General features: G+C 71.5%; 17 protein-coding genes. 11 read left to right on the top strand and 6 right to left on the bottom strand.

The window, feature by feature from the left end:
- Positions 1-16 precede the first annotated feature (16 nt).
- A complete protein-coding gene (locus tag ACIRQ9_RS20145; protein WP_404174826.1) occupies positions 17-526 on the top strand; it encodes a DUF4188 domain-containing protein in 510 nt (169 codons plus the stop codon).
- Between the two features lie 227 nt (positions 527-753).
- Here ACIRQ9_RS20145 and ndgR read toward each other — a convergent pair whose 3' ends face one another.
- On the bottom strand, positions 754-1,470 hold the full coding sequence (ndgR, locus tag ACIRQ9_RS20140) for an IclR family transcriptional regulator NdgR (protein ID WP_003993203.1): 717 nt from the start codon (positions 1,468-1,470) through the stop codon (positions 754-756).
- 204 nt (positions 1,471-1,674) lie between these two features.
- On the opposite strand from ndgR, the gene leuC reads away from it, so the two are divergent.
- The 4 genes from leuC to ACIRQ9_RS20120 all read left to right on the top strand — a co-directional run bounded on the left by leuC (position 1,675) and on the right by ACIRQ9_RS20120 (position 4,985).
- Positions 1,675-3,105, top strand: coding sequence for a 3-isopropylmalate dehydratase large subunit (gene leuC, locus ACIRQ9_RS20135; RefSeq protein WP_404174822.1), 1,431 nt, complete (start codon positions 1,675-1,677; stop codon positions 3,103-3,105).
- A 6-nt stretch (positions 3,106-3,111) separates the two neighbouring features.
- A complete protein-coding gene (gene leuD / locus ACIRQ9_RS20130) occupies positions 3,112-3,705 on the top strand; it encodes a 3-isopropylmalate dehydratase small subunit (RefSeq protein WP_404174820.1) in 594 nt (197 codons plus the stop codon).
- A 288-nt stretch (positions 3,706-3,993) separates the two neighbouring features.
- Complete coding sequence (locus tag ACIRQ9_RS20125) at positions 3,994-4,224, top strand: hypothetical protein (protein ID WP_404174817.1); 231 nt, start codon at positions 3,994-3,996, stop codon at positions 4,222-4,224.
- A 140-nt stretch (positions 4,225-4,364) separates the two neighbouring features.
- Positions 4,365-4,985: an HU family DNA-binding protein gene (locus ACIRQ9_RS20120; RefSeq protein ID WP_404174814.1), complete on the top strand. Its 621-nt coding sequence runs from the start codon at positions 4,365-4,367 to the stop codon at positions 4,983-4,985.
- 82 nt (positions 4,986-5,067) lie between these two features.
- Here the strand turns inward: ACIRQ9_RS20120 and ACIRQ9_RS20115 are convergent, their stop codons facing one another.
- Both ACIRQ9_RS20115 and cofC read right to left on the bottom strand, forming a co-directional pair.
- Entirely contained in the window at positions 5,068-5,271 is a 204-nt protein-coding gene (locus tag ACIRQ9_RS20115) for a hypothetical protein (RefSeq protein WP_404174811.1), read from the bottom strand.
- A 9-nt stretch (positions 5,272-5,280) separates the two neighbouring features.
- Positions 5,281-5,919, bottom strand: coding sequence for a 2-phospho-L-lactate guanylyltransferase (gene cofC / locus ACIRQ9_RS20110; protein WP_404174808.1), 639 nt, complete (start codon positions 5,917-5,919; stop codon positions 5,281-5,283).
- 179 nt (positions 5,920-6,098) lie between these two features.
- Here cofC and ACIRQ9_RS20105 point away from each other — a divergent pair, with 179 nt between their 5' ends.
- The 3 genes from ACIRQ9_RS20105 to ACIRQ9_RS20095 are packed head-to-tail and all read left to right on the top strand — an operon-like array spanning position 6,099 to position 9,087.
- Positions 6,099-6,863, top strand: coding sequence for a lysophospholipid acyltransferase family protein (locus tag ACIRQ9_RS20105; protein WP_404174805.1), 765 nt, complete (start codon positions 6,099-6,101; stop codon positions 6,861-6,863).
- Positions 6,860-7,870, top strand: a complete 1,011-nt coding sequence (locus ACIRQ9_RS20100; protein WP_404174802.1) for an NAD(P)H-dependent glycerol-3-phosphate dehydrogenase — start codon at positions 6,860-6,862, stop codon at positions 7,868-7,870. Before ACIRQ9_RS20105 ends, ACIRQ9_RS20100 begins: the two co-directional genes overlap by 4 nt.
- Positions 7,871-7,929: 59 nt before the next feature.
- The gene (locus ACIRQ9_RS20095; protein WP_404174799.1) at positions 7,930-9,087 is read left to right on the top strand and encodes a D-alanine--D-alanine ligase family protein; all 1,158 of its coding nucleotides are present in this window, start codon (positions 7,930-7,932) and stop codon (positions 9,085-9,087) included.
- Between the two features lie 79 nt (positions 9,088-9,166).
- Here the strand turns inward: ACIRQ9_RS20095 and ACIRQ9_RS20090 are convergent, their stop codons facing one another.
- A complete protein-coding gene (locus tag ACIRQ9_RS20090) occupies positions 9,167-9,652 on the bottom strand; it encodes a DUF3515 domain-containing protein (RefSeq protein ID WP_404174796.1) in 486 nt (161 codons plus the stop codon).
- Positions 9,653-9,672: 20 nt separating this feature from the next.
- Entirely contained in the window at positions 9,673-9,906 is a 234-nt protein-coding gene (locus ACIRQ9_RS20085) for an Lrp/AsnC family transcriptional regulator (RefSeq protein ID WP_404174793.1), read from the bottom strand.
- 206 nt (positions 9,907-10,112) lie between these two features.
- Here ACIRQ9_RS20085 and ACIRQ9_RS20080 point away from each other — a divergent pair, with 206 nt between their 5' ends.
- Positions 10,113-11,078 (top strand): thiamine-phosphate kinase, encoded by a 966-nt coding sequence (locus tag ACIRQ9_RS20080; RefSeq protein ID WP_404174790.1) that lies wholly within the window; start codon positions 10,113-10,115, stop codon positions 11,076-11,078.
- On the top strand, positions 11,075-11,878 hold the full coding sequence (gene thiD, locus ACIRQ9_RS20075; RefSeq protein ID WP_404174787.1) for a bifunctional hydroxymethylpyrimidine kinase/phosphomethylpyrimidine kinase: 804 nt from the start codon (positions 11,075-11,077) through the stop codon (positions 11,876-11,878). Before ACIRQ9_RS20080 ends, thiD begins: the two co-directional genes overlap by 4 nt.
- Before the next feature lie 106 nt (positions 11,879-11,984).
- Here the strand turns inward: thiD and rpmB are convergent, their stop codons facing one another.
- Entirely contained in the window at positions 11,985-12,170 is a 186-nt protein-coding gene (gene rpmB / locus ACIRQ9_RS20070; protein WP_003993230.1) for a 50S ribosomal protein L28, read from the bottom strand.
- A gap of 257 nt (positions 12,171-12,427) precedes the next feature.
- On the opposite strand from rpmB, the gene ACIRQ9_RS20065 reads away from it, so the two are divergent.
- Entirely contained in the window at positions 12,428-14,101 is a 1,674-nt protein-coding gene (locus ACIRQ9_RS20065; protein ID WP_404174784.1) for a DAK2 domain-containing protein, read from the top strand.
- Positions 14,102-14,119: the final 18 nt, after the last annotated feature.

Raw genomic sequence — 14,119 nt, 5'->3', positions numbered from 1 at the left:
TCCGGGGGCTGTCATCATGTTCACGAAACCGATTCGGGGCCGTACGACCGCGGCGCGCGAGGGCGACGCCGTGGTTCTGTTGATCGGCATGCGCGTCAACCACTTCTGGGCCGTCCACCAGTGGCTGCCGGTCGGGCTGTCGATGGTCCGCATGCTGCGCGAACTCGAACGGGACCCGGGCCGGGGCCTGCTGGGACGCGTCCTGCTGACGGCTTCGCCGCGGACGTACTACGTCGTGCAGTACTGGGAGTCCAAGGAGAAGCTGTACGCGTACGCGAGTTCGCCGGAGATGCTCCACCACGGGATGTGGAGCCTCGTGAACCGCAAGGAGCGTGCGGGGAAGCTGCGGGGCCATGTGGGCCTGTGGCACGAGACGTACGTGGCGCCCGAGGGCGGCTACGAGTCGATCTACTTCGACATGCCCGAGTTCGGCCTGGGCGCGGCGAGCGGGGTACTGCCGCTGGAACACCGCGGGCGGTACGGGAAGGACCGGTTCGCCCATCGTTCCGGGAGCGCAACCGACTAGGGGCGCGGGGGACGACTGCGCGGCCGGCCACGTCCGGGGCGCGCCCGACCTCCGGCCGGCCCCCCTGGCGCGTCGTCCGCTGCCGGCGGCGGACGACCGCGGACAGTCGTGGCCGGCCGCGTGGTTCCCCGCGGCCCCTGGGTGCGGGCAGTCCCCGGGGGGAAGAGTCTCATCCCCTGGAAAGGGCCCGGCCGCGGCGTTGAGGCCGGCCCCTGTCGGTGGAGGTGTCAGCCGGTGCGGCGCAGCGCCTCGGAGAGACGGCCCGCGGCGTCGATGACCGCCTGCGCGTGCATACGGCCGGGATGGCGGGTCAGCCGCTCGATCGGTCCGGAGACGGAGACCGCCGCCACCACCCGGTTCGACGGCCCGCGCACCGGCGCCGACACCGAGGCCACGCCCGGCTCGCGCTCGCCGATGGACTGCGCCCAGCCACGGCGGCGCACGCCCGACAGCGCCGTCGCCGTGAAGCGGGCGCCCTGGAGACCGCGGTGCAGCCGCTCCGGCTCCTCCCAGGCCATCAGGATCTGCGCCGAGGATCCCGCCTTCATCGTGAGGGTCGAGCCGACCGGGACGGTGTCCCGCAGGCCGGACAGGCGTTCCGCCGCGGCCACGCAGATCCGCATGTCCCCCTGACGGCGATAGAGCTGAGCGCTCTCGCCCGTGATGTCCCTGAGGTGCGTGAGCACCGGGCCCGCCGTCGCGAGCAGGCGGTCCTCGCCGGCCGCCGCGGCCAGTTCCGCGAGTCGCGGACCGAGAATGAAACGGCCCTGCATGTCGCGTGCCACCATGCGGTGGTGTTCCAGGGCCACGGCCAGCCGGTGAGCCGTGGGCCGTGCCAGTCCGGTGGCTCCGACCAGACCCGCGAGGGTGGCCGGACCGGACTCCAGGGCGCTCAGGACAAGGGCCGCCTTGTCCAGAACGCCGACGCCGCTACTGTTGTCCATGCAACGATACTCACGTCTCACTCTGTGAAACGCAAGTTCAATTTTCGTGGGAACGCGCCACCCTGGATGGACACAGTGGCCCGCGAACCAACGGGCCCGGCGGCGGAAGCCCGGAACCACGACTTCAGGGGCCCGGAGAACGGGCGGCCGCTACCTCAAGATCTCTAGTTGGGCCGGTGCGCGCTGCCGGCCGGAGGGAAAGCGATGGGTAGGACACTCGCGGAGAAGGTCTGGGACGACCACGTCGTCCGGCGCGCCGAGGGCGAGCCCGACCTCCTCTTCATCGATCTGCACCTGCTGCACGAGGTGACCAGCCCGCAGGCCTTCGACGGTCTGCGCCAGAACGGCCGCCCGGTGCGCCGCCTCGACCTCACCATCGCGACCGAGGACCACAACACCCCGACCCTCGACATCGACAAGCCCATCGCGGACCCGGTCTCCCGCGCCCAGCTGGAGACGCTGCGCAAGAACTGCGCCGAGTTCGGCGTCCGGCTGCACCCGCTGGGCGACGTCGAGCAGGGTGTCGTCCACGTCGTGGGCCCGCAGCTGGGCCTGACCCAGCCCGGCACGACCGTCGTCTGCGGCGACTCCCACACCTCCACCCACGGCGCCTTCGGCGCGCTCGCGTTCGGCATCGGCACCTCCCAGGTGGAGCACGTGCTGGCCACCCAGACCCTGCCGCTGGCCCGCCCGAAGACCATGGCCATCACGGTCGACGGCGAGCTGCCCGAGGGCGTCACCGCCAAGGACCTGATCCTGGCGATCATCGCCAGGATCGGCACCGGCGGCGGCCAGGGCTACATCCTGGAGTACCGCGGCTCCGCCATCGAGAAGCTCTCGATGGAGGCCCGCATGACCATCTGCAACATGTCGATCGAGGCCGGCGCCCGCGCGGGCATGATCGCGCCCGACGAGACCACCTTCGCCTACATCAAGGGCCGTGCCCACGCGCCTGAGGGCGAGGACTGGGACGCGGCGGTCGCGTACTGGAAGACCCTGCGGACGGACGAGGACGCGGTCTTCGACGCCGAGGTGCGCATCGACGCGTCCGCCCTCGCGCCGTTCGTCACCTGGGGCACCAACCCCGGCCAGGGCGCGCCGCTTTCGGCGCACGTCCCCGACCCGGCTTCGTACGAAGACGCTTCGGAGCGGCACGCCGCCGAAAGGGCCCTGGAGTACATGGGGTTGGAGGCCGGACAGGCGCTGCGGTCCATCAAGGTGGACACCGTCTTCGTAGGCTCCTGCACCAACGGACGCATCGAGGACCTGCGCGCCGCCGCCGCCGTCGTGGAGGGCCGCAAAGTCGCCGACGGGGTACGGATGCTGGTCGTCCCCGGCTCCGCGCGGGTCGGCCTGCAGGCCGTCTCCGAGGGCCTGGACGTCGTCTTCAAGGAGGCCGGCGCCGAATGGCGGCACGCGGGCTGCTCGATGTGCCTGGGCATGAACCCCGACCAGCTGGCCCCCGGTGAGCGCTCCGCGTCCACCTCCAACCGCAACTTCGAGGGCCGGCAGGGCAAGGGCGGCCGTACCCACCTGGTGTCGCCGCAGGTCGCGGCCGCCACGGCCGTCCTCGGCCACCTGGCCTCGCCCGCCGACCTGTCCGACGCCGACGTTCGTACGCCCGCTGGAGTCTGATCAGCCATGGAAGCATTCACCACGCACACCGGCCGGGCCGTCCCGCTGCGCCGTTCCAACGTCGACACCGACCAGATCATCCCTGCTCACTGGCTCAAGAAGGTCACCAGGGACGGCTTCGAGGACGGGCTGTTCGAGGCCTGGCGCAAGGACCCGGAGTTCGTGCTCAACCGGCCCGAGCGGCAGGGGGCGACCGTCCTGGTCGCCGGCCCCGACTTCGGCACCGGCTCCTCGCGCGAGCACGCCGTCTGGGCCCTGCAGAACTACGGGTTCAAGACCGTCATCTCCTCCCGCTTCGCGGACATCTTCCGGGGCAACTCGCTGAAGAACGGGCTGCTCACGGTGGTGCTGGAGCAGAAGACGGTGGACGCCCTCCAGGAGCTCACCGAGAGCGACCCCCAGACCGAGATCACCGTCGACCTCCAGGCCCGCGAGGTGCGCGCCGAGGGCATCACCGCCTCCTTCGAGCTGGACGAGAACTCCCGCTGGCGGCTGCTGAACGGGCTGGACGACATCTCCATCACCCTCCAGAACGAGGCCGACATCGCCGCGTACGAGACCAAGCGGCCGTCCTACAAGCCGCGGACGCTCCAGAGCTGATCCGGAGCCCGCTTCGGGCCTGATCGCCCCCATCTGAATACGGCTGGTTTCAGCCACCGCAGCCCCCCGCCTGTACCCCCGATCGCCACGATTGGGGGTACAGCCATGTCTGCACCCGAACGGACGCTCGCGTTGTCGCAGGTCTTGCCAACTTCCCACGTTAAGAAGGATGTTGTGTGGGTACGTGAGTGCTGTGCTCGCGTCTTCCGCAAGTGCCCGGAAGGCCATTCGAGGCGGCAGTTGCCCCCTGCGCAGGCGACAACTCGCCCCAGATGGCACAATCTGTGCATGGAACACGACGGCCAACTCCAGCTCTATGCGGCGGTCGCGGACCAACTGAAGGAAGCGCACACAAGAGTGCGCGCACTGCAAGTCCCGGAGGGCGTACGGATGGCGCTGACCCGGAAGCTGCTGGTCATTACGGCCGCGGCCAAGCACGACCTCGCCGACGCGGCAAGGCGGCTGGAACGGTTCAACACGGACCTCGAAGCGGGTCGATTCGCCGAAGAGGAACGCTGACCGAACCGTCCTGGACGATCTAATCCGTTGCGGCACAAGGGTGATAAGCCCGTTTCGTGTTTGATTTGCGGTATATATCTGCCTAACGTGCGAAAAAGCTTGAACACATTCGTTCTGGCGATGTCTCCGAAGGGGAAGACGTGAACAAGGCGCAGCTCGTAGAAGCGATTGCCGACAAGATGGGCGGCCGTCAGCAGGCCGCCGAAGCGGTGGACGCGGTTTTGGACGCCATCGTCCGTGCGGTCGTCGCGGGGGACCGGGTCTCGGTCACGGGCTTCGGGTCCTTCGAGAAGGTGGACCGCCCCGCGCGTTACGCCCGCAACCCCCAGACGGGCGAGCGGGTTCGGGTCAAGAAGACCTCCGTGCCGCGCTTCCGCGCCGGTCAGGGCTTCAAGGACCTGGTGAGCGGCTCGAAGAAGCTTCCCCGCGGCGGCGAGGTCTCGGTCAAGAAGGCGCCCAAGGGCAGCCTGACCGGCGGCGCTTCCGCGACCGTCAAGAAGGCGGCCGCGAAGAAGAGCACCGCCAAGAAGACCACGGCCGCCGCCAAGAAGGTCACCGCGAAGAAGACCACGGCCGCCGCCAAGAAGACCACGGCCGCCGCGAAGAAGACCACGGCGAAGGCGACCGCGAAGAAGGTCACGGCCACGGCCAAGAAGACCGCCGCGAAGAAGTCGCCGGCCAAGAAGGTCACCGCCAAGAAGGCGCCGGCCAAGAAGTCGACGGCCCGCAAGGCCACCGCCAAGAAGACGGCCGCGCGCTAGGCAGCGACGACCCGGGGACACTCACGCGACGGGCCGGACTCCTCGGGGAGTCCGGCCCGCGGTGTGGTCGGGGTGGAGCGCGTCAGAGCGTCTGCAGCGTCACCAACGTGATCCGCAGACCGTCTCCGGAGCCCTCGGTCTCGATGCGCACGCGCTGACCCGGGCGAAGCAGCCGCAGTCCGCCCGCGTCGAACGCCGCACCGTCGAAGGGCACCGGGGTCCCGTCGTCCAGGAGCACCTGGCCGCCGCGGGTCTCGGGGTCGTACGTGTACGCGGTCGCCTGCATGGCGGCAGCCTACTGGCCCGGGATCAGCAGGCGCGCCGCCACCGCCGCCGTGCGCGGGCCCACGCCGAGGGCCAGCGCCGTGCGCAGGTCGGCACCGGTGTCCACGTCCTGGCGCACCGACTCCACGTCGGCCGGCCGCAGTTCCACGGCGCCCGAGGCGGCGTGCCGGGCACGGGAATCCGGCCCGAATGCGGGCGCCAATTCACTGCCGGGCGCCGCGGCCAGCAGAGTGGTGCCGACAGCCGCCGCATCCGCGAGAAAAGCGCGCGGGAATTCCGCGGCCGCGTCGAGCACCCGCGACAATTCCAGCGGACGCAGCGCCGGCAGATCGGCGTTCAGCGCGGCCACCGCGCTTTCCGGGCGCGACACGCGGACCGCCGTCGCGCCGTGCCGCAGAGCCGCGTTCAGGCCGCTTCCCGGCGTGTCCGGGACGATCCGCGCGCCCAGCGCCGACAGTTCCCGCCCGGCCAGCGCGTCGTCCGTGACCACCGCCACATCCTTCACCGCCTGGCAGGCCAGCGCCGCGGCCACCGTGTCCTGGGCGAAGGCCAGGGCCAGTCCCGGGCGCAAACCGTCCGCCGCGGTGTCCGCGAGCCTGCTCTTGGCTCGCGCCAGGGGCTTGAGGGGTATCACCAAGGTCCACTGCACCGACGTACCGTCCCTCCCTTGTTGCCTCATTGTCACCCGGGCCCCGAGGCGGGCGCGGAAGTGAGGCGTACGGTGTTCCTCGACAGACCGGCGGTCCGGGGCGACACTTCTCCCGGCCCCCCGGTCCGGGAGAAGAAGTCCCGGGGACCGGGAATGAAGTCCTAGAGGAAGGTGTGCGCGTGCCCCGCCGGAGAATCGGCTTCTGGTACCGCTTCGCTGCAGTGCTCTGCAAACCGCCGCTGGTGGTCCTGATCAAGCGGGACTGGCGCGGAATGGAGAACATTCCGGCTGACGGCGGATTTATCACCGCGGTGAACCACAATTCCCACATCGACCCCTTCGCCTACGCGCACTATCAGTACAACACCGGGCGTGTTCCGCGATTCCTGGCGAAGAGCGGGCTTTTCAAGAAGGGATTCGTCGGGGCCGCCATGCGGGGCACCGGCCAGATCCCGGTCTACCGCGAGTCCACCGACGCCCTCAGCGCCTTCCGGGCCGCGATCGACGCCGTGGAACGCGGCGAGTGCGTGGCCTTCTATCCCGAGGGCACGATCACCCGCGACCCCGACCAGTGGCCCATGACGGCCAAGACCGGCGCCGCCCGGGTCGCCCTGCAGACCAGGTGCCCGGTGATCCCGGTCGCCCAGTGGGGCGCCAACGAACTGCTGCCGCCGTACGCGAAGAAGCCCAACCTGCTGCCCCGCAAGACGCACCACGTCCTCGCGGGCCCGCCGGTCGATCTCAGCCGCTTCTACGACAAGGAGATGACCCAGGACGTCCTCAGGGAGGCGTCCGAGGTCATCATGGCGTCGATCACCCGCCTGCTGGAGGAGATCCGCGGCGAGAAGGCTCCCGAGACCCCCTACGATCCACGCCAGGTGCGGATCGAGCAGCGGCGCCGGACGCGTGCGCAGAGCGGTCTGGAAGAGGAGAGCGGCAAGTGAGCATGCCTGCCAAGGCAGCGGTCTTCAGCGCGGGTTCGTGGGGTACGGCCTTCGGGATGGTGCTCGCCGACGCCGGGTGCGAGGTCACCCTGTGGGCGCGGCGGGCGGAGGTGGCCGAGGCGATCAACTCCGGCCGTACCAACCCCGACTACCTGCCCGGCGTGGAACTCCCCGAGAACCTGCGGGCCACGACCGACCCCGCCGAGGCGGCGGAGGGCGCCGACTTCACCGTCCTGTCGGTGCCGTCCCAGACCATGCGCGCCAACCTCGCGGACTGGGCGCCGCTGCTCGCGCCCGGCACCGTCCTGGTGTCCCTCATGAAGGGCATCGAGCTGGGCACCACCATGCGGATGAGCGAGGTCGTCTCCGACGTCGCCAAGGTCGGCCGGGACCGCATCGCCGTGGTCACCGGCCCCAACCTGGCGCGCGAGATCGCCGCCCGGATGCCGGCCGCCGCCGTGGTCGCCTGCACCGACGGGGCCGTCGCGGAGCGCCTCCAGAGCGCCTGCCACACGCCGTACTTCCGGCCGTACACGAACACCGACGTGATCGGCTGCGAACTCGGCGGCGCGGTCAAGAACGTCATCGGGCTCGCGGTCGGCATCGCTGACGGCATGGGGCTCGGTGACAACGCCAAGGGCTCGCTCATCACCCGCGGCCTGGCCGAGACCACCCGGCTCGGCGTCGCGCTCGGCGCCGACCCGCTCACCTTCTCCGGCCTGGCCGGACTCGGCGACCTGGTGGCGACCTGTTCCTCGCCGCTGTCCCGCAACCACACCTTCGGCACCAACCTCGGCAAGGGCATGACCCTGGAGGAGACCATCGCGGTCACCCGGCAGACCGCCGAGGGCGTCAAGTCCTGCGAGTCGGTGGCCGATCTCGCCCGCCGGCACGGCGTGGAGATGCCGATCACCGAGACGGTCGTCGACATCGTGCACGAGGGCAAGCCCCCGGTGGTCGCCCTCAAGGAGCTGATGTCGCGCAGCGCGAAGCCCGAGCGACGCTGAGCGAACGCACCCCGCCGACGCTGTATCGGCGCACTACCACCGGGTACTCTCATCGCGATATGAGCACCGAGAACCTCCCCCAGAGCCCTGAGCAGCCCGCTCGCAAGCCCCGTGTGGCCCTCGTGTTCGGCGGCCGCAGCTCCGAGCACGGCATCTCCATGGTCACCGCCGGAGCGGTCCTGAGCGCCATCGACCGGACGAAGTACGACGTCCTGCCGATCGGCATCACACGGGAGGGCCGCTGGGTGCTCACGGCCGACGCCCCCGAGCGCATGGCCATCGCCGACCGCCGTACGCCGGAGGTCGGCGACCTCGCCGAGTCCACCGACGGCGGCGTGCTGCTCCCCGTCGACCCGGCCAACCGCGAGGTCGTCTACAGCGAGCCCGGTTCCGTGCCCAAGGCGCTCGGCGAGGTCGACGTCGTCTTCCCGATGCTGCACGGCCCCTACGGCGAGGACGGCACCCTGCAAGGGCTCCTGGAGCTCTCCGGGGTGCCCTACGTCGGCTCGGGCGTGCTGGCCTCGGCCGTCGGCCAGGACAAGGAGTACATGAAGCGGGTGTTCACCTCGTTCGGGCTCAAGGTCGGCCCGTACCTGGTGATCCGGCCCCGCGAGTGGAAGCAGGACGAGTCCGCCGCCCGCAAGCGGATCGTGGAGTTCGCCGGCGAGCACGGCTGGCCGCTGTTCGTGAAGCCCGCCCGGGCCGGCTCGTCGATCGGCATCACCAAGGTCGACGACCTCTCCGGACTGGACGAGGCGATCGCCACGGCGCAGGTCCACGACCCGAAGATCCTGGTCGAGGCGGCGCTGCGCGGCCGTGAGCTGGAGGTCGGCGTCCTGGAGTTCGAGGACGGCCCGCGCGCCTCGGTGCCGGCCGAGATCCCGCCGGCCGACACGCACGCGTACTACGACTTCGAGGCCAAGTACATCGACTCCACCCCCGGCATCGTCCCCGCCCCGCTCACCGAGCAGGAGACCGCGCAGATCCAGGCGCTCGCGGTGGACGCGTTCGAGGCGGCGTCCTGCGAGGGCCTGGTCCGCGCGGACTTCTTCCTCACCGAGGACGGCGACTTCGTGATCAACGAGATCAACACGATGCCGGGCTTCACGCCGATCTCGATGTACCCGCAGATGTGGCAGGCGACCGGCGTCAGTTACCCGGACCTCATCGACCGCCTGATCCAGGCGGCCCTGAACCGCTCGACCGGTCTGAGGTGACCGATCGGGAGGCGCCCGGAACCGCGCGGGCGACCCCGCGCGGCTCGCACCCGGCGCACTCCTTGGGCCGCTGCGACGGCTAGTCGGCGATCCCCTTCGGGATCGCCTTCTTGACGGCGGGCGCCAGGTGCACCAGTGGCGTCATGCCGCCGCCGGTCCGCGCCGCCGGGATCGTCACCTCGACGTACGCCTTCCGCAGCGTGGTGGTGAAGCGGAACGATTTGTCGGCCTCCTGCTCCAGCAGCCATCCGACCCCGTCGACCTCGACCCCGTCGGCTTCGGGGTCGGACATCTTCGCAGGCCGCTCGACACCGCAGCGCAGTATGATCGCGGGGTTCCCCCAGCCCGCCGTCAGCGCGGAGGCGGGCTCGGGGTCCCGCCGGGCGAGTCCGTCCACCTTCTTCGGCAACCCCTCGTCGAGGTTGCGGCACAGCTCGGCGACGGCCGCGCCCGGACGGGGAACCTCCGCCGTCGGGGCGTCGTCTGCCGAGGAGCAGCCCGCGGCCGCGAGCACCAGTGCGGCGAGCGCGGGCAGACCGAATGGCCGGTGACGGTAGATGTTCACCGGCCAAGCGTAGACGGGGGCTACAGATGGACGACCGGGCAGGTCAGGGTGCGCGTGATGCCGTCCACTTGCTGGACTCTGGCGACCACGAGCCGACCGAGGTCGTCGACCGTCTCCGCCTGCGCGCGCACGATGACGTCGTACGGTCCTGTCACGTCCTCGGCCTGGATGACTCCAGGGATCTTGCTGATGATCTCGGCGACGGTCGACGCTTTGCCGACCTCCGTCTGGATCAGGATGTACGCCTGTACCACGGAACCTCCAGGGCGGCCACGAGGATCATGTGGGGAAAAGGAACGCCACGGTATCGCGTCGCCGCTCACCGCGGGGAGACCTGCGCGGACAGGGGCCCGCGCGCCAGGGTGCAGGCAGGACAGAAGTTGACGGTCACCTCGACCGTATCCAGGACGACGGTGACGCGCGAGCGGGCCCGGCAGAGCAGAGAAGGGGCGTAAGGGCGATGAAGGGCACTGTCGGTGAGCTGGGGGAGTTCGGGCTCATCAGGGAGCTCACCTCCCGTCTCACCACCACTCCGGCGGTCCGGGTCGGTCCCGGCGACGACGCCGCGGTGGTCGCCGCGCCCGACCGCAGGGTCGTGGCGAGCACCGACATCCTGCTGGAGGGCCGGCACTTCCGCCGCGACTGGTCCACGGCCTACGACGTGGGCCGCAAGGCGGCCGCCCAGAACCTCGCGGACATCGCGGCGATGGGCGCCGTCCCGACCGCGCTGCTGCTCGGCCTGGTGGTCCCCGCCGAACTGCCGGTGACCTGGCCCAGCGAGCTGATGGACGGCATCCGGGACGAGTGCCAGGTGGCGGGCGCCTCGGTGGTCGGCGGGGACGTGGTCCGCGGCGACACGATCATGGTCTCCATCACCGCGCTCGGCGATCTGCGCAACCAGGAGCCGGTGACCCGGGCCGGTGCCCAGCCCGGTGACCTGGTGGCCGTCACGGGCTGGCTGGGCTGGTCCGCGGCCGGCTACGCGGTGCTCTCCCGGGGCTTCCGGTCGCCGCGCGCCTTCGTGGAGGCGCACCGTCGCCCCGAACCCCCGTACCACGCGGGCCCGGCCGCTGCCGGACTCGGTGCCACCGCGATGTGCGACGTCAGCGACGGACTGATCGCCGACCTCGGGCACATCGCGGAGGCCAGCAAGGTGCGGATCGACGTCCGCTCCGGCGCGATCGACGTCCCGACCCAGATGAACGACATCGGCCAGGCCGTCGGCGTCGATCCGCTCCAGTGGGTGCTGACCGGCGGCGAGGACCACGCGATCGTGGCGACCTTCCCGCCGGACGTGAAGCTGCCCGCCCGCTGGAAGGTCATCGGCGAGGTCCTCAACCCGTCCGCGCTGCCCCAGGTGACCGTCGACGGCGCGCCCTGGACCAGCAAGGGCGGCTGGGACCACTTCGGGGACATCGAGTCATGAGCCTCCCGCGCGTGCTGACGGTCGCGGGCTCCGACTCCGGCGGCGGCGCCGGGATCCAGGCCGACCTGAAGACGATGCTGGCGCTGGGCGTGCACGGCATGAGCGTGATCACGGCCGTCACCGCGCAGAACTCCGTGGGCGTGCAGGGCGCCTGGGAACTGCCGGTGGCGGCGGTGCGCGCCCAGTACCGCAGCGTGGTCGACGACATCGGCGTGGACGCGGTGAAGACCGGGATGCTCGCCTCCGCCGAACTCGTCGCAGCGGTCGCGGAGTTGATCGCCGGGACCGGGGCTCCGGTGGTCGTCGACCCGGTGGGCGTCTCCAAGCACGGCGACTCCCTGCTCGCCGCCTCCGCCCTGGAGACGGTCCGCACCGAACTGCTCCCCTTGGCCACCGTGGCCACCCCCAACCTCGACGAGGTGACCCAGCTCACCGGCGTACGGGTCGAATCGGAGGCGGACCTGCGGCGGGCCGCCGCGGCCGTGCTGTCGTACGGGCCGCGGTGGGTGCTGATCAAGGGCGGGCATCTGCCCGGTGCGGCCGTGGACCTGCTCACGGACGGCACGGACGACTTCCTGCTGAGCGCTCCTCGCCACGACAACCGGCACACGCACGGCACCGGCTGCACGCTCGCGTCCGCGATCGCGTCCCACCTGGCGAAGGGGCAGTCCGTGCCGGAGGCGGTGGCGGCGGCCAAGGAGTACGTCACCGGCGCGATCGCCGCCGGGTTCGCGCTCGGTGCCGGGATCGGTCCGGTGGACCACGGCTGGGCCCTGAGCCGGGACTCAGGACAGAAGTAGGGGGCCGGGCCGCTCGCGGCCGGGCATGGCAAAAAGCCGGTCCACCCGGAGGTGGACCGGCTCAGTGCGGCGAAACCGGTTGTGGCCGCGCGCTAGCAGCAGTGCGTCAGCGCGAGACCTTGCCGGCCTTGATGCACGAGGTGCAGGCGTTCACGCGCTTCGGCGTCCCGCCGACCACGGTACGCACACGCTGGATGTTCGGGTTCCAGCGACGGGACGTACGGCGGTGCGAGTGCGAGATGTTGTTGCCGAAGCCCGGCCCCTTGCCGCAGACGTCGCAGTTGGCAGCCACGGGTCACTCCAAAGACTTCAGATGCACTTACGGTGGATCCCGGCGTGCCCGGGATCCAGATCCGGAGATCTGAGATCTTGAGTGGCCTGCCAGGGGTATGGCCCGATCGGATCGGGCAACCGGAGCAGCATACAACGGCCGCGACGGTTAGACGAAACTAGCATGGCAGCTCAGGGGCCCGCTCCCGGCCCTCTTCCGGTGGACACCCGCGCGGGGTCTACGCTGCGACCACGTCGGGCCAGCTCAAGGAGGCGCAGGTGGCGCAGGTGCCGCAGACATTCCTCGATGCTCTCGCGGTACGCGCCTGGTGCGCTCTCGCGCTCGGGGCGGTCGGCCGGGCGCGCGAGGAGATCGACGCCGTCAACGTCTACCCGGTGGCCGACGGCGACACGGGCACCAACCTCTATCTGACGCTGGAATCGGCCGCCGGCGCCGTGGAGGCCGTCTTCGCGGGCTACGAACTGGGCGAAGAGGTCCCCGCCCTCGCCGACGCCGTCCGCGCGATGGCGCACGGCGCCCTGATAGGCGCGCGCGGCAACTCCGGCACGATCCTCGCGCAGCTGCTGCGCGGCATGTCCCAGGTCCTCGCCGAGGGCGAGGCGGCTCACATCGACAGCGCGGAGCTGCGGCGGGCCCTGCGGCACGCGGCCGACGCCGCCCGCGGGGCCGTCGCGCGCCCCGTCGAGGGCACCGTGCTGTCGGTCGCGTCCGCGGCGGCCGACGCCGCCGACACGGCCGAGGGCGACTGCGCCACGGTCGCGCGGGCCGCGTACCAGGGCGCCTGCGCGGCGCTCGCGCGGACCCCGGGACAGCTCGCCGCGCTGGCACGGGCGGGTGTGGTCGACGCGGGCGGCCTGGGCCTGGTCGCCGTGCTCGGCGCCCTGGTGGAGGCGTTCACCGGGGAGACGCCGGCGGTCTTCGACCCGCACGCCCACGGAGCGCCCCCGGTCGCCGGCGCGCGCGTGGACGCCGTCTCCGGCGTGCGGGCCGAGGCGTGCGCCGAGCAGGCCACCGGCCCCGCCTTCGAGGTCATCTACCTGCTGGAGGCCGAGGACCGCGCCGTACAGCGGCTGCGGGCCCGGCTCGACGCGCTCGGCGACTCCCTCGTCGTGGTCGGCGGCGACGGCCTGTGGAACGTCCACGTGCACGTCGATGACGCCGGTGCCGCGGTGGAGGCGGGCGTCGAGGCCGGGCGGCCGTACCGGATCCGGATCACGCACTTCGGTGCCGGGGACGTGCACACCGGCGCGGAACCGCCGCGCGAGCGGGTGCAGCGGGCCGTGGTGGCCGTCGTGCCGGGCGAGGGACTGGTCGGGCTGTACGGCGACTCCGGCGCGACCACCGTGCTCGCGCGTCCCGGGGAGCCGCCCGCCAGCGGCGAGCTGGTCGACGCCGTACGGCGGGCGCACGCGCGCGAGGTGGTGCTGCTCCCCAACGACGCCGACCTGCGGCACACCGCGGCCGCGGCCGCCGAGCAGGTCCGCGCCGAGGGCATCCGGGTCGCCCTGATCCCGACCCGCTCCGCGGTCCAGGGCATCGCCGCGCTCGCCGTGCACCAGCCGGACCGCCGCTTCGACGAGGACGTCGTCCAGATGACCTCGGCGGCCGGCGCCACCCGCTACGCCGAGGTCGTGGTCGCCGAGCGGCAGTCCTGGACGATGGCCGGCATCTGCCAGGCCGGGGACGTGCTGGGCCTGATCGACGGTGACGTGGCGGTGATCGGCTCGGACGTGACCGCCACCGCCGAGAGCGTCCTTGACCGCATGCTCCAGGCGGGCGGCGAGCTGGTCACCCTCGTGCTCGGCGACGAGGCGCCCGAGGGCGTCGCCGAACGCCTTCAGGCACGGGTGCGCGAGGCCTACCTCGCCGTCGACACGGTCGTCTACGACGGCGGCCGGCAGGGGGCCCCGCTGCTCATCGGCGTCGAATGAGCCCCCCGCCCGCCCGTG

The sequence above is a fragment of the Streptomyces sp. NPDC101237 genome, assembly GCF_044767465.1.
Taxonomy (GTDB): Bacteria; Actinomycetota; Actinomycetes; order Streptomycetales; family Streptomycetaceae; genus Streptomyces; species Streptomyces gramineus.
The sequence above is the reverse complement of the archived record's forward strand: the minus strand, read 5'-3'. Positions and strand labels throughout refer to the sequence as shown.

Excerpts from the sequence above, each read along its gene's own strand:
- ACIRQ9_RS20125 (WP_404174817.1), top strand. The coding sequence starts at position 3,994 with ATGGAACACGACGGCCAACTCCAGCTCTATGCGGCGGTCGCGGACCAA.
- ACIRQ9_RS20080 (WP_404174790.1), top strand. The coding sequence starts at position 10,113 with ATGAAGGGCACTGTCGGTGAGCTGGGGGAGTTCGGGCTCATCAGGGAG.
- ACIRQ9_RS20145 (WP_404174826.1), top strand. The coding sequence starts at position 17 with ATGTTCACGAAACCGATTCGGGGCCGTACGACCGCGGCGCGCGAGGGC.
- ndgR (WP_003993203.1), bottom strand. The coding sequence starts at position 1,470 with ATGGACAACAGTAGCGGCGTCGGCGTTCTGGACAAGGCGGCCCTTGTC.
- thiD (WP_404174787.1), top strand. The coding sequence starts at position 11,075 with ATGAGCCTCCCGCGCGTGCTGACGGTCGCGGGCTCCGACTCCGGCGGC.
- ACIRQ9_RS20115 (WP_404174811.1), bottom strand. The coding sequence starts at position 5,271 with ATGCAGGCGACCGCGTACACGTACGACCCCGAGACCCGCGGCGGCCAG.
- leuD (WP_404174820.1), top strand. The coding sequence starts at position 3,112 with ATGGAAGCATTCACCACGCACACCGGCCGGGCCGTCCCGCTGCGCCGT.
- leuC (WP_404174822.1), top strand. The coding sequence starts at position 1,675 with ATGGGTAGGACACTCGCGGAGAAGGTCTGGGACGACCACGTCGTCCGG.
- ACIRQ9_RS20095 (WP_404174799.1), top strand. The coding sequence starts at position 7,930 with ATGAGCACCGAGAACCTCCCCCAGAGCCCTGAGCAGCCCGCTCGCAAG.